General features: G+C 41.3%; 16 protein-coding genes. All 16 read right to left on the bottom strand.

Going from position 1 to position 20,527, the window contains the following annotated elements:
* Positions 1–125: 125 nt before the first annotated feature.
* Entirely contained in the window at positions 126–4,466 is a 4,341-nt protein-coding gene (locus EKM65_RS00255) for a PolC-type DNA polymerase III (protein WP_125604338.1), read from the bottom strand.
* A gap of 103 nt (positions 4,467–4,569) precedes the next feature.
* Positions 4,570–6,288, bottom strand: coding sequence for a proline--tRNA ligase (locus EKM65_RS00250; protein ID WP_125604336.1), 1,719 nt, complete (start codon positions 6,286–6,288; stop codon positions 4,570–4,572).
* Positions 6,289–6,312: 24 nt separating this feature from the next.
* Positions 6,313–7,581, bottom strand: coding sequence for an RIP metalloprotease RseP (gene rseP / locus EKM65_RS00245; RefSeq protein WP_125604334.1), 1,269 nt, complete (start codon positions 7,579–7,581; stop codon positions 6,313–6,315).
* 15 nt (positions 7,582–7,596) lie between these two features.
* Positions 7,597–8,391: a phosphatidate cytidylyltransferase gene (locus EKM65_RS00240; protein ID WP_125604333.1), complete on the bottom strand. Its 795-nt coding sequence runs from the start codon at positions 8,389–8,391 to the stop codon at positions 7,597–7,599.
* Between the two features lie 25 nt (positions 8,392–8,416).
* Positions 8,417–9,142 carry an isoprenyl transferase gene (locus tag EKM65_RS00235; protein WP_225420351.1) on the bottom strand — a complete coding sequence of 242 codons (726 nt, stop codon included), beginning with the start codon at positions 9,140–9,142 and terminating at the stop codon, positions 8,417–8,419.
* A 10-nt stretch (positions 9,143–9,152) separates the two neighbouring features.
* Entirely contained in the window at positions 9,153–9,710 is a 558-nt protein-coding gene (frr, locus tag EKM65_RS00230; RefSeq protein ID WP_125604329.1) for a ribosome recycling factor, read from the bottom strand.
* Positions 9,710–10,438 carry a UMP kinase gene (gene pyrH / locus EKM65_RS00225; RefSeq protein ID WP_125604327.1) on the bottom strand — a complete coding sequence of 243 codons (729 nt, stop codon included), beginning with the start codon at positions 10,436–10,438 and terminating at the stop codon, positions 9,710–9,712. The genes frr and pyrH overlap by 1 nt, the downstream gene beginning before the upstream one ends.
* A 155-nt stretch (positions 10,439–10,593) precedes the next feature.
* The gene (gene tsf / locus EKM65_RS00220) at positions 10,594–11,472 is read right to left on the bottom strand and encodes a translation elongation factor Ts (RefSeq protein WP_125604325.1); all 879 of its coding nucleotides are present in this window, start codon (positions 11,470–11,472) and stop codon (positions 10,594–10,596) included.
* Between the two features lie 139 nt (positions 11,473–11,611).
* Positions 11,612–12,400, bottom strand: coding sequence for a 30S ribosomal protein S2 (gene rpsB / locus EKM65_RS00215; RefSeq protein WP_125604323.1), 789 nt, complete (start codon positions 12,398–12,400; stop codon positions 11,612–11,614).
* Between the two features lie 285 nt (positions 12,401–12,685).
* On the bottom strand, positions 12,686–13,261 hold the full coding sequence (locus EKM65_RS00210) for a sigma-70 RNA polymerase sigma factor region 4 domain-containing protein (RefSeq protein WP_125604321.1): 576 nt from the start codon (positions 13,259–13,261) through the stop codon (positions 12,686–12,688).
* Positions 13,262–13,380: 119 nt separating this feature from the next.
* The gene (gene rlmB, locus EKM65_RS00205; protein ID WP_125604319.1) at positions 13,381–14,295 is read right to left on the bottom strand and encodes a 23S rRNA (guanosine(2251)-2'-O)-methyltransferase RlmB; all 915 of its coding nucleotides are present in this window, start codon (positions 14,293–14,295) and stop codon (positions 13,381–13,383) included.
* Positions 14,282–14,692 carry a Mini-ribonuclease 3 gene (locus EKM65_RS00200; protein WP_164506748.1) on the bottom strand — a complete coding sequence of 137 codons (411 nt, stop codon included), beginning with the start codon at positions 14,690–14,692 and terminating at the stop codon, positions 14,282–14,284. Before EKM65_RS00200 ends, rlmB begins: the two co-directional genes overlap by 14 nt.
* Positions 14,689–16,095, bottom strand: coding sequence for a cysteine--tRNA ligase (gene cysS / locus EKM65_RS00195; RefSeq protein ID WP_125604315.1), 1,407 nt, complete (start codon positions 16,093–16,095; stop codon positions 14,689–14,691). The genes EKM65_RS00200 and cysS overlap by 4 nt, the downstream gene beginning before the upstream one ends.
* Before the next feature lie 140 nt (positions 16,096–16,235).
* Positions 16,236–17,726 carry a glutamate--tRNA ligase gene (gltX, locus tag EKM65_RS00190; RefSeq protein WP_125604314.1) on the bottom strand — a complete coding sequence of 497 codons (1,491 nt, stop codon included), beginning with the start codon at positions 17,724–17,726 and terminating at the stop codon, positions 16,236–16,238.
* A gap of 113 nt (positions 17,727–17,839) precedes the next feature.
* Positions 17,840–18,991, bottom strand: coding sequence for a PIN/TRAM domain-containing protein (locus tag EKM65_RS00185; protein ID WP_125604312.1), 1,152 nt, complete (start codon positions 18,989–18,991; stop codon positions 17,840–17,842).
* Positions 18,992–19,102: 111 nt separating this feature from the next.
* A complete protein-coding gene (gene radA / locus EKM65_RS00180) occupies positions 19,103–20,494 on the bottom strand; it encodes a DNA repair protein RadA (protein WP_125604310.1) in 1,392 nt (463 codons plus the stop codon).
* Positions 20,495–20,527: the final 33 nt, after the last annotated feature.

Below are 20,527 nucleotides of genomic sequence, written 5' to 3'. Positions count from 1 at the left end.
CCCTTCAGTAAATCGGCCAATAAAAAGAGTGAGCATTTCTGCTCACTCAAACCAATTCTTATTGTCATTATAACATCTTTGCCACCCTTTGCCAAGTCAAGGCTAACCGGCTTAGCAACAGCAGATTAAAATAAAGATAATTGATTCTCATCGGGTAAATCATCTAAAACGCCGTTGACTGTCATATAATCAATAATTGTCTTCGAAACTTTACCGCGTGTCGCCAAATCTTCTTTAGATAAGAATGGTCGTTCAGCACGAGCCGCAACGATTTGTTTGGCAACGTTGGCGCCTAAACCTGGAATTGCATTAAATGGTGCTAGAATCGAATGATCATCAAGAATTTGGAAGTTATCAGAGTCAGACTTCTCAATATCAACCATCTTAATTTCGATTCCTCGTTCCAAACATTCATTAGCTAATTCCAAGACAGTCACTAAGTTTGCTTGTTTAACGGCACGGCCTTTGCCTTTTTCATTGATCTCATCGTTCAGCGCTTTAATACGCGCTTTAACGGCCTCTTTGCCATGAGCCATGGCGACTAAATCAAAATCATCAGCACGAACACTGAAGTAAGCCGTGTAATAAATGATTGGGAAGTAAACTTTAAAGTAAGCAATCCGTAAGGCCATTAAAATATAAGCTGTCGCATGAGCCTTCGGGAACATATACTTAATCTTCAAGCAAGAATCAATATACCAATCTGGCACTTGTTCATTGCCACGTAAGACTTCCTGCCATTCATCACGTATCCCTTTACCTTTACGCACACTCTCCATGATCTGGAAACTTAATTGGGAATCAACACCCCAGTGAATTAAATCCATCATGATATTATCACGACAACCAATGACATCTTTCAGCGTCACAATCCCTTGATTAATCATTTCTTCAGCATTACCCAACCAAACATCTGTCCCGTGAGACAAACCAGAAATCTGCAATAATTCGGCAAAGGTTGAAGGGTGGGTTTCTTCCAGCATGCCGCGGACAAAAGCCGTGCCAAATTCTGGAACACCTAACGTCCCCGTCTTGGAATTAATCTGTTCTGGGGTCACGCCCAGAGAATCCGTTCCTGAGAATAGGGCCATTACCCCCGGATCATCAGTTGGAATGGTAACAGGATCAATTCCGGATAAATCTTGTAACATCCGGATCATCGTCGGATCATCATGCCCCAGAATATCAATTTTCAAAATGTTATCATGGATCGAGTGGAAATCAAAATGTGTCGTTTTCCAGGCTGCATCAGTTTTATCAGCGGGAAATTGAATTGGTGTAAAGTCATAAATATCCATGTAATTAGGGACAACGATAATTCCGGCCGGATGTTGCCCAGTGGTGCGTTTAACCCCAGTTGCACCGGCAGCTAAACGATCCACTTCAGCACCACGTAACTGCGTGTTATTAACCTCTTCATAGTGCATCACGTAACCATAAGCAGTCCGATCAGCAACCGTACCAATCGTACCAGCTCGGAAAACATACTGTTCCCCGAATAAGACCTTTGTATAGTTATGGGCAATCGGCTGATAGTCGCCAGAGAAGTTCAGATCGATATCCGGTACCTTATCACCCTTAAAGCCCAAGAACGTTTCGAAAGGAATATCGTGACCATCTTTAACTAAATCAGTACCACAATTTGGGCAAACTTTATCCGGTAAGTCAAAACCCGAACCATACTCACCCTTTGTATAAAATTCACTGTACTGACACTTGGGACAACGATAATGCGGTGGTAAAGGATTGACCTCGGTGATACCGGTCATGGTGGCAACTAAACTAGAGCCGACCGATCCCCGCGAACCAACTAAATAACCATCTTTATTACTCTTAAATACTAACTTTTGGGCGATTAAATAAATGACCGAGAAACCATTCCCAATTACTGACTTCAACTCTTTTTGTAAACGTTCATCAACAATCCTGGGCAGTGGATTACCATATAATTCGTAAGCCTTATTCATTGCTAAAGAGCGAATTTCCTCTTCGGCACCCGGCATCTTAGGCGTGTATAACTTATCTTTGACTGGGGTAATGCCATCGTCAATCATCTCAGCAATTTTGTTGGTGTTTGTCACGACGACTTCTAGCGCCTTCTCTTCACCGAGGAAAGCAAAATCTGTCAGCATTTCCCCAGTCGAACGGAAATGGGCGTCAGGCAAGACTTGGCGATTCAACGGATTACCTTTATCAGCACGAATGAGAATTTCCCGATAAATGGCATCATGTGGGTCTAAATAATGAACATCACCAGTGGCAACCACTGGTTTATTCAAATCTTCACCCAGTTTAACGATATTTTGAATAATGTCTTCTAGAGCTTGGTCATCGTTAATCAATTCACGCTGAATCAACGGCTGGTAAATGGCTTTCGGCATAATTTCCAAATAATCATAGAACTGCGCTTTTTGTCGCGCCTCTTCGTAGCCTTTTTGCATCATCGCTGTGAAGACCTCACCAGATGAACAAGCGGAGCCAACTAAAATACCTTCACGATATTGGTTCAACAGCGAGCGTGGTACCCGCGCAATCCGGTAGAAATAATCAACCATCGATCCCGAAATGATTTTAAAGAGATTCTTCAAACCAGCCTGAGTTTCCGCTAACAAAATTGCATGATGAGGTCGCGACAACCGATAAGCGTTACCGCCACCGACATGATCATTCAATTCAGAAATGTTTGTTGTGTTAAACCGCTCATTAAATTCTTTGAGCAACGCATAGTACAACAAGCCAGTTGCTTCAGCATCAGCATCGGCGCGGTGATGATGTTCCAATACAATGTTGTAACGTTTCGCCAAGGTATCCAACTTATGATTCGTATTCTCCGGATGAAGCAAGCGTGACATTTCCAAGGTATCAATCACCGGGCTATGCACAGCGCCATGCCCCATTCGACCTAAGGCTGCGTTTAAGAAGCCGATATCAAACGTGACGTTATGACCAACAATATCGGCTTCGCCAGTGAATTCGATAAACTTATTAATAATTTCAGTTTCACTACCACCAGACTGCACCATGTCATCAGTGATATTCGTTAAATTGATTGTCGTTGCTGACAAGGGATGCCCCGGGTTAATGAACTCATCAAAGCGGTCCACGACTTGACCGTCTTTCATTTTAACCGCGCCAAGTTCAATAATGGTATCGTAAACAGCTGACAAACCAGTTGTTTCCACATCAAAAATTACATATTCGGCATCAACCGCATTTTCGTCGCGTAAGTTATAGGCAACTTGATTACCGTCATCAACTAAATTGACTTCAACACCGTAAATTAATTTTAGGCCAAACTTTTGACTGGCAGCATTGGCATCCGGAAATGACTGGGCGCCAACATGATCCGTTAACGCCAAAGCAGTCATTCCCCAAGACTTAGCACGCTTCGCAAAATCACCGATTGCATTAGTGGCGTCCATTTGACTCATATTGGTGTGCAAATGTAGCTCGACGCGCTTCTGCTCGCCTTGATAACTATCTTGTGGTTCTGGATGATTGAACTCTTCAACTTCATTAGCGTTTAAGGTTAATTCATGAGTGAACGTATCGTTTTGAACGCTCCCTTGAACGCGGACCCACATTCCTTTGTGGAATTGCTCAAATAACGGTGTATCTTCACCATTTTTTCGAGAGAACCGTTTAACAATCATTGATGACGTATAATCAGTGATCTTCAGTGTCAACAACGAACGACCAGAATTAAAGGTTTTAACTTCAGTGTCAAAGACATATCCCTGGACATAGACAGAACGCTCTTCTTGTTCAATCTTGTCTAACGTGATCATGTCAGTCTTGGGTTTCAATTGGCCACCAATTGTCAGCGGACCATCGGGAATAACTGCATCGGCTTTGGCGGCTTGATTCAATTGTTTCTGTTCTTGTTGTTTAGCCGCCTGCTGGGCAAATTGTTGCTCATGCTGAGCTTGATGTGCTTTCAAGTCTTTGATCTTCTCTTGAACTTGCGATTCATCCACATTGATTCGAAAGTCTAGCTTAGGAAAACCAGCGCGTTGATAAGCTTCCTCAATCGGGCCGAGTGCCTGTTTGACCATGAAACTTTTGACAATCTCGTTATCAACGTTTAAGAAGATTAAGCCATCTGCCAATTCTGGGGACTGATTGGCACAAACTTCAACAATCATTGGCGACTTAATCCCGGTGTCTTGAACGACCGAATGCCAATAAGCCTGTAAATCAGTCGCATTAAAATCAGCGTTAACTGCAGTTAGCACCAGATTAACCGTTGCAATTCCAGTAAACGTCTGATTTAATTGCTGCAAAAACTGATTATAAATTGCAAACGGTAAAATCTGGGCAATTTTAATCTTAAAGGTCCAACTTTGTGAGACTTGATGGACAACTAGTTCTGACAATTCGGCATCTTGGAAATAATCTTGCTGACTCTTCGGCCACTGAATCTGCTCTAAAAGCTTTTCTAATAAATTTTCTTCCGCCAAAAAAATCCCTCTTTAAACTAAATCACTGTTGATCTGCAACATGATCCGGACTAAATACTAAAAGAACTGGGACAAAAAATCCCGGTTCTTTCTTTAACGAACCATTTAATTAGTCGGTTGTTTTAGAAAGTAAAATTGGAATCACATTAACCAACTCATCTTTCTTAACTTCTAGCTTCTCGCCAGTTGCACGTAATTGTACTTCGACGATATCGTCAGCCGCCTTCTTACCAATCGTAACACGAACTGGCAAACCAATTAAATCTGAATCTGCAAACTTAACCCCTGCTCGTTCGTTCCGATCATCGGTTAAATAAGTCAGGCCGATTTTGCCAATTAACGCTTCAACTTCTGCGGTCACACGCGCCTGATCTTCATTTTTAAGATTAATTGGGACAATATGAAGATCAAAAGGTGTAATCGAACGTGGCCAAATAATGCCATGATCATCGGAATGTTGCTCAACAATCGCTGAAAGTAACCGAGAAACACCAATGCCATAGCAACCCATAATTAACGGTTGCTCACGGCCATTATCATTTAAGAAGTTGGCTCCCATTGCTTTGGTATAGCGAGTGCCTAACTTAAAGATATGCGCAATTTCAATGCCACGAGTGAATTTCAATTTACTCTTGCCATCTGGCGCAAGATCACCTTCACGAACTGTCCGCAAATCAGTAATATCTTCAGCGGCAACTTGGAAGTCACGACCAAAGTTAACGTTCAAGAAATGGAATTCTTGTTCATTAGCACCAGTGACACCGTTAATAATTTTAGTAACCGTCTCGTCTGCGACAATTCGCAAATCTGTGGGTGCATGAACAGGACCGATTGAACCAACTGGTGCGTTGAATAAATCTTTAACTTGTTCATCACTTGCTAGTTCCAAGAAATCAGCATGTAAGAAGTTCGTTAATTTAACTTCATTGATCTCATAATCACCGCGAATTAAAACCAAGACTGGTTCTTCATCAGCCATGAATAACACACTCTTAATTAATTTCTGTGGTTCAACTTTGAGGAAGTCAGTCACCGAATTAATTGAGCCAACATCAGGTGTGGCAATCTTTTTTAATTCAGACATATCTTCTTGAATTGAAATATAGTTGTCAATATTCTTAGCCATTTCCAAATTAGCAGCGTAGTCATTGTTGTCAGTGTAGGCAATCGTATCTTCACCAATTTCAGCGACGGCTGAGAATTCGCGAGAGTCATTACCACCCATCGCCCCAGCATCACCAACAATCGTTCGATAATCTAAATTCAAGGCATCAAAAATATTACGATAAGCTATTTCCATGTCATGAAAAATATCATCTAACTGGTCTTCATTAGCCGAGAATGAGTAACCGTCTTTCATCAAAAACTCGCGCCCACGTAACAAACCATAACGCGGACGATCCTCATCACGGAATTTCGTCTTAATCTGGTAAAGTGTCACCGGTAATTTCTTATAAGAATTCAATTCATGACGCACTAAATCAGTGATTGTTTCTTCGTGAGTTGGTCCTAACACAAAGTCACGATCATGGCGATCTTTTAATTTGAACAAGTTATCACCATAAGTAGCGTAGCGACCAGTTTCTTGCCATAAATCAGCAGGGATTAATTCTGGCAATGAAACTTCAACGGCACCGATTTGCTCCATTTCTTGACGAATAATTGCTTCGATCTTCTGTAACACGCGTACCGCTAATGGCAAGTATGAATAAATACCGGCAGAAGTTTGTCGAATATAACCTGCTCGCAACATTAATTGATGACTGCGTGCTTCTGCATCAGCCGGTGTCTCTTTTAAGGTTGGAATAAACATGCGTGATTGTTTCATTAAGTAGCTCCTCCAAAAACGAACTTATTTAAAAAAGTAGCGAGAAATATCGTTCCAAGTGACGGCGATGAAGAGTAACAACAAGAATCCGGCACCGATTAACGTAATGATGCCCTCTTTTTCAACCGGAATTGGTTTGCGCCGGATGACTTCGACGAGATTCAACAGGATTTTGCCGCCATCTAGACCAGGGATTGGTACCAAGTTGACGAGACCGAGATTGACAGACAACATTGCTAAGAACCAAACAATATTAGTAAACCCAGCATTAACAACTTCTGAAGTTCCCTTATAAATTCCCACCGGACCAGATAATTTATTCAAGCTAAAACCACCTGTGAAGAAAGAACCCAACACTTTTAGTATTTGTTGGCCAGTTGACCAAGTTGTCGTGAACCCGTATTTGATTTTACCTAACACACTATGGTCAACTTGATTCGTAATCCCAATTTGTCCATATTTCTGACCATTTGTCTTAACGGTTTTAGGTGTTAGCTTGACGGTAAAATCTTTAGACCCGCGTTTAACAGCCAATGTTGTCTCTTGACCATATTTAGCTTGCAACGCACTAACTAACGTTGTCCAATCAGTCGTCTTCTTTGAACCAACCTTGGTAATTTGATCATTAGTCTTTAACCCGGCCTTGGCAGCAACAGAATCAGGTTGCACACTACCAATGACATTCTTAGTCGATAAGACCCCGCCTTGCAAAAAAGCGACAATCATAAACCCAACGATAGCCAGTAAGAAGTTATTAAATGGGCCGGCGAAGTTCGTTAAAATCCGTTTACCAACAGAAACAGATTGAAATTGTACATCGCGAGGGGCAATTTGTACTTCCGTCCCATCAGTTTCAATAATCAACGCGTCGTGATCAACTTTAAACGTTCGTGCTTGATCAGGATCAGCATTCTCATTACCAGTAATTGTTAAGGCATCAACTAAATCGGCCTTAGCGATTTGAATTGGAATACCCGATAAACTGTTATTGTGCTCGCTAATATCAATTCTGTTGACAACACCAGCAGCATTAACTTGGAGCGTCCCCATTGTTCCTGGTTCAATTGTGGAATCATCGTCTTCTGCACCGGCCATCCGCACGTAACCGCCAATCGGCAGCCAACGAATGGTAAACGTTGTATGATGACGACGCCAACTAACCATCTTCGGTCCAAAACCAATGGCAAATTCACGCACCAAAATTCCCGACTTGCGTGCGACAATGTAATGTCCAAATTCATGAAAGACAACTAAAATACTAAAAATAATTAGGAACGAAATAACTGCTTTCAAATGGTTTCTCCTTAATTAGAGTAAGCCAAACCAATGCAACATTGGTAAGACAAATAATAAGCTATCAAATCGATCTAAGATACCACCATGTCCTGGTAAAATCTTACCAGAATCTTTGACACCATAGTAACGTTTATAAGCCGATTCAACTAAGTCGCCTAATTGACCGCTGATTGAGAATAGCAAGGTAATCATAATCATATAAGCGGTATGTGCATAGCCAACTGGGAAGAAATGCAAATAAATAATCGCACAAACTAACGCACTTAATGTTCCCCCAATACTACCTTCCCAAGTTTTATTCGGACTGATGACTGGCCAAAGTTTATGCTTCCCGAAAGAACGTCCGAATTGATAAGCACCAATATCCGTCGCCCAGATTACCACGAGAATATAGCCTAACAACGCTAAGCCATTTTCCGTGCCACGAACCGCGATCAAAGAATGAAAACCGTTGCCAATATAGACCATGGCCAACGTGTTTATCCCGATATCATCAACGTTGGTTTTGTTCTTAGATGTCACGGTTACTAACAATAACAAAGCAACCGTAATGGCAAAAATATCGAAACGAGTTAAGTAAGATGGTAAATTCGTAAAGAAGCCATCAGGTAAAACTAGCGCCGTGATACCTAAACAAGAAATGAAGAAATCAGGTGCGACAATGATTCGTTTGCGCATAATAAACATTTCGGACAAACCAATTAAAGCCAATACAATTGCTGCAATATCGAGCCAAATACCACCTAATAAGATGATGGGGATAAAAATCAGTAAGGCGACAACCGCCGTAATTACTCGTTGTCTCATAAAATGAACCTCAGCTTCCTAACCATTATTTTAAGCCACCAAAACGCCGATCTCGATGGTTATATGAATCGATCGCCTGATCAAATTCTTTCTCAGTAAAGTCAGGCCAGTGAACATCAGTAAAGAAAAATTCACTGTAAGCAACTTGCCATAACAAGAAATTAGACAAGCGTAACTCGCCACTCGTTCTAATCAATAAATCCGGATCAGCAAAATCACCGAGTGTAGCCGTCATTAAACGCGACGAAATTAAATCATCAGTTACTTGATCAACCGTCAATTCACCAGCTGCGACATCAGTAGCAATCGTCTGAACTGCCGCAGTGATTTCAGCACGCGAACCGTAATTTAAAGCAAAGTTTAAGACCATTCCCGTATTATGGGCCGTTTCTGCCATTGCTTTTTTCGTAACGGCTAAAGTTTTCTCCGGCAACGCATCTAAAAAGCCCATGACATTAACTTTAACATTTTGTGCCATTAATTCAGGAATAAAAGTGTTAAAGAAATCAATCGGCAATTGCATTAAATAATTCACTTCATCTGTCGGTCGACGCCAATTTTCTGTCGAAAAAGCATAAAGGGTCAAGACTTTGACCCCTAGTTTGCTCGCTACTTTTGTAATTGTCTTAACATTATTCATTCCCGCCTTATGCCCAAAAGCACGCGGGCGGTGATGAGCTTTCGCCCAACGTCCATTACCGTCCATAATGATGGCAACATGCTGAGGAATCACACGTTCTGTTTCTACCAAGTCGACGCCACTACCCTTCAGTAATTTCAGTTTCCTTAGTCTTGGCGATTGCATCGACTTCCTTGATTGCCTGATCAGTTACCTTCTGTAACTGACCTTCCAAATCATGCATTTCGTCTTCAGAAAGATCGCTATTCTTTTGTTGCTTGCGAATGACATCCAAAGCGTCACGGCGAATATTACGCACAGCAATTTTCGCACTCTCGGCATCTTTGCCAACTTCTTTGGCTAATTCTTGACGACGTTCACCAGTTAATTGGGGAATGACTAAGCGAATAACCTCACCATCATTAGCCGGATTTAACCCTAAGTCTGACGCTAAAATCGCCCGCTCAATATCATTTAAGGTCGTTTTGTCATAGGGTTTGATTAAAAGAACGCGCGGTTCTGGTACATTAACTGAGGCCATTTGCGTCAATGGTGTCGGTGCACCATAATAATCAACTGAAATTCTGTTCAATAAGCTAGCATTAGCACGTCCAGCGCGAATATTTGATAGATCGCGTTTTAAAGAATCCTGTGACTTGATCATATTCTCTTGTGCTTTAGCAATTATTTCATTAGCCATTATTTCTTACCTCCACTAATTGTGGTACCAATTTTTTCGCCTTCAACAACACGTTTGATATTGCCATTTTGTGCCATATTAAAGACAACAAAAGGAATATTATTATCCATTGACAAACTACTTGCTGTTGAATCCATAACTTTCAAGCCCTTGTTAATAATATCTAGCTGTGTTAATTCATCGAACTTCTTAGCATTAGGATCTTTATTAGGATCAGCGTTATAAACACCATCAACATTGTTCTTCGCCATTAAAATCACATCCGCATCGATTTCGGCGGCGCGTAATGCGGCAGCAGAATCGGTTGAGAAGTAAGGATTGCCAGTTCCACCGGCAAAAATAACGACCCGGCCTTTTTCCAAGTGATGAATCGCTCGGCGACGAATATAAGGTTCCGCAACTTGACGCATGTCAATCGAAGTTTGGACACGAACCTCTACACCCAAATGTTCCAAACCATCTTGCAAAGCTAAACCATTCATAATCGTGGCCAACATACCCATTGAATCAGCTTGAGCCCGGTCCATTCCTAACTCTGCACCAGTTTCACCACGCCAAATATTGCCACCGCCAACAACAACGCCAATTTGAACGCCCAAATCGTGAACTTGCTTGATTTGAGCAGCGATTTCTTTAATTACTGGGGGATGAATACCGAAGCCAGTGTCACCTGCTAATGCTTCACCACTTAATTTAAGTACAACTCGATGATATTTTACGTTTGTCATATTAGTTCCTCCGTTGTTTGCTAAGTATCATTCTACCATATGTTTGATTTCCACCAACGTTTTTTGGCTAAAAATAACGTAATTTTCACGTTAAAGTCCTCATTCGACTATTTCAAGGCACAAAAAAAGGGCCAAAAATGACCCTTTTATTTTGACTAGTCTTTGATTTGACTCATAACTTCTTCAACAAAGTTATCTTCTTGCTTTTCGATACCTTCGCCGACTTCATAACGAACAAAATCAACTAACCTGCCGCCCTTGCTTGCTACGAATTGGGCAACAGTTTGATCGGGATCTTTGACAAATTCTTGGTCAGCTAAGCTGATTTCAGATAAGAACTTGTTCAAACGGCCTTCGACGATCTTAGGAACGATGTTTTCTGGCTTACCCTCATTTTTGGTTTCTTCAGTCAATACTTGTGTTTCGTGATCAAGAACTGATTGAGGAACGTCATGCCGTGAAACATACCTAGGATTGATTGCTGCAACGTGCATTGCAACATCACGAGCCGTTGCTTCATCAGCACCTTCAAGTAACGTAACAGCAGCAATTGCACCACCATTGTGTAAATATGAGCCGAAAACTTGGCTATCAGTTTTTTCGATTAACTTGAAGCGACGTAATGTCAACTTCTCACCGATAATTGCAGTTAAGCCGGTAATCTTCTCTTGAATTGTTTCACCGTCAACATCTAAGGCTAAAGCGGCATCAACATCGGCAGGCTTGTTAGCAGCAATTGCAGTGGCAATTGTGTTAACTAAGGCTTGGAATTTATCATTTGATGAAACAAAGTCTGTTTCAGAGTTAACCTCAACAACAACGGCAACATTGCCGTTGACAGCAATTTGTGCCAAACCTTCAGCAGCAACACGATCGCTCTTTTTAGCGGCTTTAGCAACGCCTTTTTCGCGCAAGACGTCAATTGCTTTTTCCATATCGCCATCAGCAGCGACTAAGGCCTTCTTAGCGTCCATCATGCCGACGCTAGTCTTTTCACGTAACTCTTTAACTTGGGCTGCAGTAATTTTTGCCATTAGTAAAACCTCCTAATTGTTGTTTGTTTAGTTGGTCATCAACACTAACTAAACAAGATCTATTAGCTCTTATTACATAAAGAAAGAGTTTGTGACAAAACCAAGTTTTGCAACAAACTCTCTGATTGTCATTAATTAATTATTCAGCATCAGCTGGTGATTGTTCAACTTTCTCAGCAATTGCTTCGATTGATTCGTCGCCATCTTCTTTAGCTGGTTGTTGTTCTTCAGCAGCAACGTTATCTTCACCTTGACGGCCTTCAATGACTGCATCAGCCATTTTAGCAGTAATCAAACGTACGGCACGAATAGCGTCATCGTTTGAAGGAATGATAACATCAATATCATCTGGATCAGTGTTAGTATCAACCATTGCAACGATTGGAATGTTAAGCTTTTGTGCTTCTTTAACTGCAATCCGCTCTTTACGTGGGTCAACGATGAACATCACATCAGGGATACGTGGCATATCTTTAATACCACCCAAGAACTTCTCAAGCTTTTCTTGTTCCTTGATAAGCAAGGCAACTTCCTTCTTAGGAAGAACATCGAATGTGCCATCTTCTGACATCTTCTTGATGTCTTTAAGACGTTTGATACGGCTTTGGATTGTGTTCCAGTTAGTCAACGTACCACCTAACCAACGATGGTTAACATAGAATTGACCAGCGCGAGTAGCTTCTTCTTCAATAGCATCTTGTGCTTGCTTCTTAGTTCCAACAAACAAGAAGACACCACCATCTTCAGAAACGGCCTTAACGTAGTTATAAGCATCATCAACCATCTTAACTGTCTTTTGTAAGTCGATGATATAGATACCGTTACGTTCTGTAAAGATATAAGGCTTCATTTTTGGATTCCAACGACGAGTTTGGTGACCGAAATGAACGCCGGCTTCGAGCAATTGTTTCATTGATAAAACTGCCATGATAAAACCTCCTAGTTTTTATTCCGCCATTTTGCTCGCACTGCTACTCAACCATTGCTGGCAACAGAGTAACAATCACAAAATGTGTGAATTTGGTGTTTACACCGTTTATAAGTATAACGAATCTACCGTAGCCATGCAAGTATTTTTTAGAAAATCACCGCACAAAATCAGCCTTGATCATTTCTAAAACAATTGCAAGACAAAATGGCATAAAACTAAAAGGAACTAGAATTTTCATCCCAGTTCCTAACAACTCACCAAGCTATGAAATAGACGCATTGATCAGCACGTTGCTAAATACAATTGTAGTTTCTTCTTGCAACGAGCAATTGCCCGTTTAACTTGAAGCTGATCACAATCATATTCGTGACAAACATCCGCCGACGCACGTAGATTAAGAATCACTTGAAAACTTTGAAACTCAAAATTCGAAAGTGTCGTTAAATACGCCGCCAAATCAAATGCTGGCAAAGCTCGTGATTCTCTTTCTGCTGGAACGGTGAAACCAGGAAAGGTCTCAGAAATCAGCATTTCTTCCAACGAGAAATTATTACGATTGCTTTGCCGTTTGACTGCTAACTCATGACGAACGAGATTACGAACATGGTGGTCAAACCGTAGCTTGTAAAAAGCACCGAACTGACAATTGCGTTGTGTTTCATAGAGAAGGCAAGTTTCATAACAAACAATTCGCGCCTCTTGCTGCCAATCATCTTGATCAAACATTCGTAAATAAAAACGTTTGATTGTCGCTTGGATCATTGGTTGATATTTAGCAACCAATGCTTCCAATGCCAATGAGTCGCCATTATTTTGCACAGCACGAACTAATGTTAATTCTGTTTTATTAACTCCCATAAAAGATGCTCCTCTTCTATGGGCGACTTTTGACACTTTTAGTATACGGGATCGCTAGTTTTTTCTAAAGAGAACTAGTGTTTATTTCGAATGATTTTGTTGACAACAATATGCGTTTTTTATTCAGTAGCTATTTTTTTAATTTGCGGATGACGCTGATCAAAGACATGATAAAGCAAAATTGAAGTTGCAACACTCGCGTTCAAACTTTGAACATGACCAATCATCGGAATGGTGACCATGCCATCAACTTTTTTCGCGACTAATGTTGAAATTCCCTTTCCTTCATTGCCAATGACCAAGGCCATCGGTCCCGTACTATTCCAGCTTCGATAATCCTCGCCTGCCATTGCCGTACCAAAGATCCAGACACCAGCCGCTTTTAACTGATCAATCGTATCTGCTAAATTCGTCACACGAGCAACAGCAACGTGCTCCAATGCACCAGCCGCAGTCTTAGCCACAACGCCGGTTACACCAACGGCTCTGCGCTTGGGAATAATGACGCCATGGACACCAACAGCGTCGGCAGTTCTCAAAATCGAACCCAAATTATGGGGATCATTTAAATTATCGAGAATCAAAATCAACGGATCTTGTTCAAGTGCTTGCGCGTTGGCTAAAATATCGGCAACTTCCACATATTGGTAAGGCGACAATGTCAACAAAATCCCCTGATGATTCGCTTCATCAGTTAGATCATCAAGTTTTGCCTTGGGTACTTCTTGTAAAACTAAATGATTGTCGCGTGCAAACTTTTGCGCCGTATTAGCTAAATCGCCGCGCAACCCTTGTTGTAAAAAGATTTTATTGACGGTTTTAACATCGCCGCTAGTCATAAACTCGATTGCCGCATGCTTGCCATAAATAAATTCACCGTCAGATTCTGTTGTAGCATCTTCTTGACGGTCTGATTGTGGCCGGCGTGTACTTGATCGTTCAAACTTTCGCTCGCGATCGGATCGTTGGCGTTCATTTTGCCGCTTACCCTGGCGATTGCGATTATGATCTGAAAATTGTTTACGTGTTGCCATTTATGTGCTCCTTTTCAATTTCAGCGATACACCAATGAGCTAGTTCATCAATCCGCTGGCTTTGACCATCTAGCTTTAACGAACCAAAGACCGCTTCAAAACCCGTCGACATCCGATAAGTAATGACATCAGTATGTTTAGCCTTCGTGTAACTCTTAGCGTTACGACCCCGGTGATAAAAAAGCAGTTCTCGTTCTGTTAACTGATTACCATCTTGCAATTTTTGAATCAACTTAGCTTGGGCTTTCGCTGACACAAAAGCGACGGCCTGTCTCTGCAGTTGATTAGGCCGCGTCACGCCGCACGTTAATAAATGTTCACGAACGAAGACTTCATAAACACTATCTCCTAAGTACGCCAGCGCAATCCCATTTAATTGATCTGCTAATGAACTCACTTCAAGCGCCACCTCGTTCCTTGAGCAGTATCTTCTAGGACAACTCCCCGTCGTGCTAATTCATCACGAATGCCATCGCTGGTCGCATAATCTTGATGAGCTCGTGCAACATCCCGTTTGACAATTAAGTCTGCAACGTAGCTATCTAAACTTTCATTGGTTGTTAAATCAACCCCGAAGATTAACAAGAACGCTTCTAATTGCTGCACGAAATCAATAATACTTTCCAAGTAGACATGCTTTGCAACAGCATATTGATTCATCGCCCCAACGTACTCATGAATTACTGCTAAACCATTCTGCACATTGAAGTCATCATCCATTGCCGCCATGAATTTAGTTCGATAATCCGCAATCAGTTGCGTGAACAATGAATCTGCACCAGCTTGACTATCTTTACGACGATACAACAAATTAGCGCGCGCAATCTTAAAACGTTGTACTTCATTTTGTGCTTCGGCAATTGCGGCTTCTGTATATTGAATTGGCCGTCGATAATGAGTGGCTGACATGAAGAAACGTAAGGCCTGGTGATCGAATTTTTGCAACGCATCATGAGCACTGACAAAATTACCCAAGGACTTGCTCATCTTTTCGTCGTGCCGCCCGATTGTGACAAAACCATTGTGCAGCCAGTAGTTAACAAACTTTTGACCGGTATGAGCTTCACTCTGAGCGATTTCATTCTCATGGTGGGGAAAGGCTAAATCTTCACCGCCACCATGAATATCGATCGTGTCGCCTAAATATTTGCCCGCCATTACTGAGCATTCAATATGCCAACCAGGCGAACCAGCACCCCATGGCGAATCCCACGCGACTTCGCCCGGCTTTTGCCCTTTCCATAAAGCAAAGTCAATCGGATCCTCTTTACGAGCTGTTTCTTCATCAGCTATTCGTTCACTGGCACCAATTTCAAGTCGATCTAAGGATTGATGTGACAACTCACCATAAGCCTTAAATTGGCGCGCACGAAAATAAACATCGCCATCAGATTCATAAGCATAACCTTTGGCAATTAAGTCCTCAATAAAAGCAATGATATCAGGAATATTATCCGTTGCTCGTGGATGAAAAGTTGCAGGCTCAATATTTAAGGCAGCCGTATCTTCAGTAAAATAAGTAATATATTTAGCCGCGACTGCTGCCACACTAATGTCTTGACTGGTAGCGGTTCGCGCCAATTTCTCACCAATATCAGTGAAGTTAGAAATGTAGTCCACCCGATAACCACAAAATTCTAAATATCTTCTGATTGTATCAAAGGCAACGGCACTGCGCGCATTGCCGATATGAATATAATTATAGACAGTTGGGCCACAAACATACATTTTGACCACATTTGGTTCAATTGATTTAAATGTTTCCATTTGCCGCGTCATGGTGTTGTAGACTTGTAACAATTAAGAACCCTCCAAAAAATTCAGTGTTGTTTGTAAGTGTCTTAAAACAAATTAAGCTGGCGTCATTGATTGCTTGAGTAATAACTGGTAACAAAAAGCTCAAGAATCAGCGAGAGGCTATTCTTGAGCTATTGTATCATTTAAGCTTTCATTTGTGCTAATGTTTCATCAATATGGTGCAAAGCTTTTTTTTGACCTAACAATTCAACCGACTCACCTAATTGTGGACCATGCATTGAACGAGTCGTGGCAATTCGAATTGGCATGTAAAGTTTACGACCCTTAACGCCAGTTTCTTGACGAACTTCTTGGACAACCTTCATGATTTGAACAGCTGTGAATTGCGTAACCTGACTAATATGCGCGCGGAACGCATTCAAAACAGGCAATGCCTCATCATCAGCTAATTCTGTCATTGCGGCTTCATCAAGCTGATCTGGCCGTTCAAAGAAAATTGCTGACAGATCAACAATTTGAGCGGCATAACTCATCTGATCTTTATATAATGCCACTAATTGACGAGCCCATTCAATTTGTTCAACTGTTGGATTAGCAGGAATGCGACCCGCTTTAATCAATTCATACAAGCACAAGTCAGCAATGACGCTACTGTCAGTTTTTTTGACGTATTGATTATTAACCCATTCCAATTTCTTACCATCAAATGAAGCAGGCGACTTACTTAAGCGTTTAGGATCGAATTCTTTAATTAATTCTTTACGAGTAAAGATTTCGTTTGTACCGACGGGTGACCAGCCTAAGAGTGCGATAAAGTTAAACATGGCGTTAGGTAAATAGCCCAGCTCCCGATACTGTTCAATGAATTGCAAGACACTTTCGTCACGTTTACTTAATTTCTTACCTGTTTCAGTATTAATGATTAAAGTCATATGACCAAAAATTGGCGGTGTCCAACCAAAAGCTTCATAAACCATCAATTGCTTAGGTGTATTGGCAATATGATCATCGCCACGTAAAACATGACTAATTTTCATCATGTGATCATCAATCACAACGGCAAAGTTATAGGTTGGCATACCATCACGTTTTTGAATCACAAAATCGCCGCCAACACTTTCAGAATCAAAACTAATTGGTCCTTTAACTAGATCGTTAAATTTATACGTGTGGTTTTCTGGTACATGGAAACGAATAACTGGTTGTAAACCTTTAGCCTTAGCTTCAGCAATCTTAGCTTGCTTCTCTTCTTCAGTTAAACCAGCATATTCGTAAACGTAGTGAGGCATTTCACTGTTGGCGCGTTGTTGTTCACGTTCAGCTTCAAGCTCCTCTTCTGTCTTGTAAGATTCATAAGCTAAGCCTTCATCAACTAATTGTTGAATTAAAGGAAGATAAATGGACATCCGTTCAGATTGACGATAAGGACCGTAGTCACCACCGATATCTGGGCCTTCATCCCAATCCATTCCTAACCAGTCTAAGTTCTCTAACTGACTCTGCTCGCCGCCTTCAATGTTACGCTTCGTATCAGTATCCTCAATGCGGATAATGAACTTGCCCTTCATATGACGTGCGAATAAATAATTGAACAGCGCTGTCCGCGCATTTCCAATATGCAGATGTCCAGTTGGACTTGGTGCATAACGAACTCGAATCTCTTCATTTGCCATGATCGAAAAAACTCCCTTTATAAATAAAAAATATCAAGTTTAAGTGTACCGATTTTATGCTGATAAAACAAGTAATCATGTTGGAAAATCCAATTTAGATAACAACCAACCACCTATTTCTTAGGCTTAGTGTCATCTTTTTTAGTTTTTTCATCACTGGTAATTCCTCGTTGAGCGTGCTGCGGCCGTGCAAAAATCATACGACCAGCTGCCGTCTGCAACGCACTCGTAATGACAACGGTAATATGCTTGTTGAGATAGAATTGACCATCTTCAACGACAACCATCGTGCCATCTTCGAGATAAGCAACACCTTGCTGACGCTCGGTACCAGATTTAACAACCGTCACATCCATTGCTTCCCCAGGTAGAACCGCAGGCTTCAACGTATTCGCTAACTGATTGATGTTTAACACTGGCACATTTTGAAACTCGGAAACTTTGCTTAAATTGTAATCGTTGGTAACCACAATGCCATCGATGATTTTAGCAAGTTTAAGCAACTTGCTATCAACTTCAGTGAGGTCATCAAAATCACCATCATAATTCTCAATCTTAACATCAGGATCACTCTTCATATCATTCAAGATATCTAACCCTCGTCGACCACGAGCGCGTTTCAAACTATCTGCCGAATCAGAAATGAGTTGTAGTTCGTGAACAACGAAAACTGGAACTAACAAAACACCTTCGACAAAGCCGGTTTTAACAATATCGTGAATGCGCCCATCGATGATGACACTAGTATCTAGAATCTTATATTTGTGAAAGTTATCGTCCGGCTTACGATCATAAATTAAATTTTCGACATCATTACCACGTCGCGTTTTAAAAAGTTTACGCCAATCATCAGTTTGCGTTCCAACTCGAAAACCAAGATAGCCCAAGACAATCATCAGGACAACCGGCAAAATCGTACTCACGACAAAAATATTAATGCGATAAAGTGGGATCGCAATCACATTGGCCAGAATTAAACCCGCCAATAAAAATAACGAACCAAAAAGTAATTTCGTCGGGCTAATAGTTAACAACATTTTTTCGGTCTTGCGTAACAAACTTAAAATTGGGTCTAAGAAAATAAATGATAGCAGGTAGAAAATAAGTGCCCCAAGCAAAGTATTGGTGACAGGAAAGTTTAACCAATCAACATTAGCCAAACGCAAAATAAACCAAACAGCGGGTAAGACTGAATAACCGACGGCGAGACCAGTAATCACGAAAATAATCCGACCGAGTAACTTCCTACTTAATTTTTTGTTCATTGAAATTCACCTCCTCTCAAATTTTAATTCCAAATTCTGGTCGTCTCCATGCTTCAAAGTGCCTGACAACAAAACACAAAATTGCATTAATGAAAATAAGCGACACAGCAATTAATTTACTGACTTTTTACGACCTTTAAAAACTTTTTGAATTGCCTCACCGATTGTCGTTAAGCCAATAACCGTTAATCCTTGGGGAACCTTTACACCTGTTAAATTATTTTTAGGAATGAAGGCGCGTTTAAAACCAAGTTTTGCAGCTTCACTTAAGCGTTGATCAATCCGATTAACTCGGCGAATTTCACCAGTTAAACCAATTTCGCCGATAAAACAATCGTCAGGTGCAATTTCGCGGTCTTTGTAGCTAGAAGCAATCGCTAACGCCGTCGCTAAATCAATTGCCGGCTCGTTTAGTTTGACACCACCAGTAGCTTTCAAATAGGCGTCTTGATTTTGTAACATCAAATTAGCACGCTTTTCTAGAACGGCCATAATTAGCGCAACTTTATTGTGATCAATACCGGTTGAAGTACGCTTCGCATTACCAAACATACTTGGCGCCAGCAACGCTTGAATTTCAACGAGAATGGGGCGTGTTCCTTCCATCGAAACAACTACTGCTGAACCGGTGGCTCCGGCTAAGCGCTCCTCTAAGAATATTTCTGAAGGATTGGCAACTTCTCGTAAGCCATCCGTCCGCATCTCAAAAATACCAATCTCATTCGTTGAACCAAACCGGTTTTTAACAGAACGCAAAATTCGGTAACTATGATGTGTATCGCCTTCGAAGTACAAAACCGTATCCACCATGTGTTCGAGAATCTTCGGCCCAGCAATGGCGCCATCCTTCGTGACATGACCAACTACAAAAATTGTTCGTTGTTCGTTCTTGGCAATCTTCATCAACTCAGCAGTGACTTCGCGAATTTGCGAAACGCTGCCAACGACAGAACTTAATTCTGGTTCATTCATGGTTTGTACAGAATCAATAATGATATATTTAGGATCCAACGATTCAATTGTTTCCCGAATCGTTGCCATATTTGTTTCTGGATATAAGTACAGTTTATCACCTTTGACACCTAGGCGCGATGCCCGCAGTTTGATTTGCGAAGCGCTTTCCTCACCAGAAATATACAACACTTTTTCATTCGTCTTTTGCAATTGTCCGGAGACTTGCAAGAGTAAGGTTGATTTGCCAATGCCCGGATCCCCACCAATCAGAATCAATGAGCCCGACACAATTCCACCGCCCAAAACCCGATTTAATTCTTCCAAATCGGTTTTAACACGTGGTTCAGGTTGCATGTTAACTTGATTTAACAACTGTGGTGCATGACTGTTACCATCTTGACGACGACTTGGGGTCGCCTGAGTATTGATTGGTGTGGTGATTTCTTCGACCATTTGATTCCATGCCCCACAATTGGGACAACGACCAAAATTCGTCGATGACGTATAGCCACAATTTTGACAAACATACTGTGTCTTTGCTTTTGCCACAGAATTCTCCTTTCTGACAGCGTCTTAACTGAA

Origin of the sequence: Lapidilactobacillus bayanensis (assembly GCF_003946695.1) — a bacterium.
Lineage (GTDB): Bacteria > Bacillota > Bacilli > Lactobacillales > Lactobacillaceae > Lapidilactobacillus > Lapidilactobacillus bayanensis.
The sequence above is the reverse complement of the archived record's forward strand: the minus strand, read 5'-3'. Positions and strand labels throughout refer to the sequence as shown.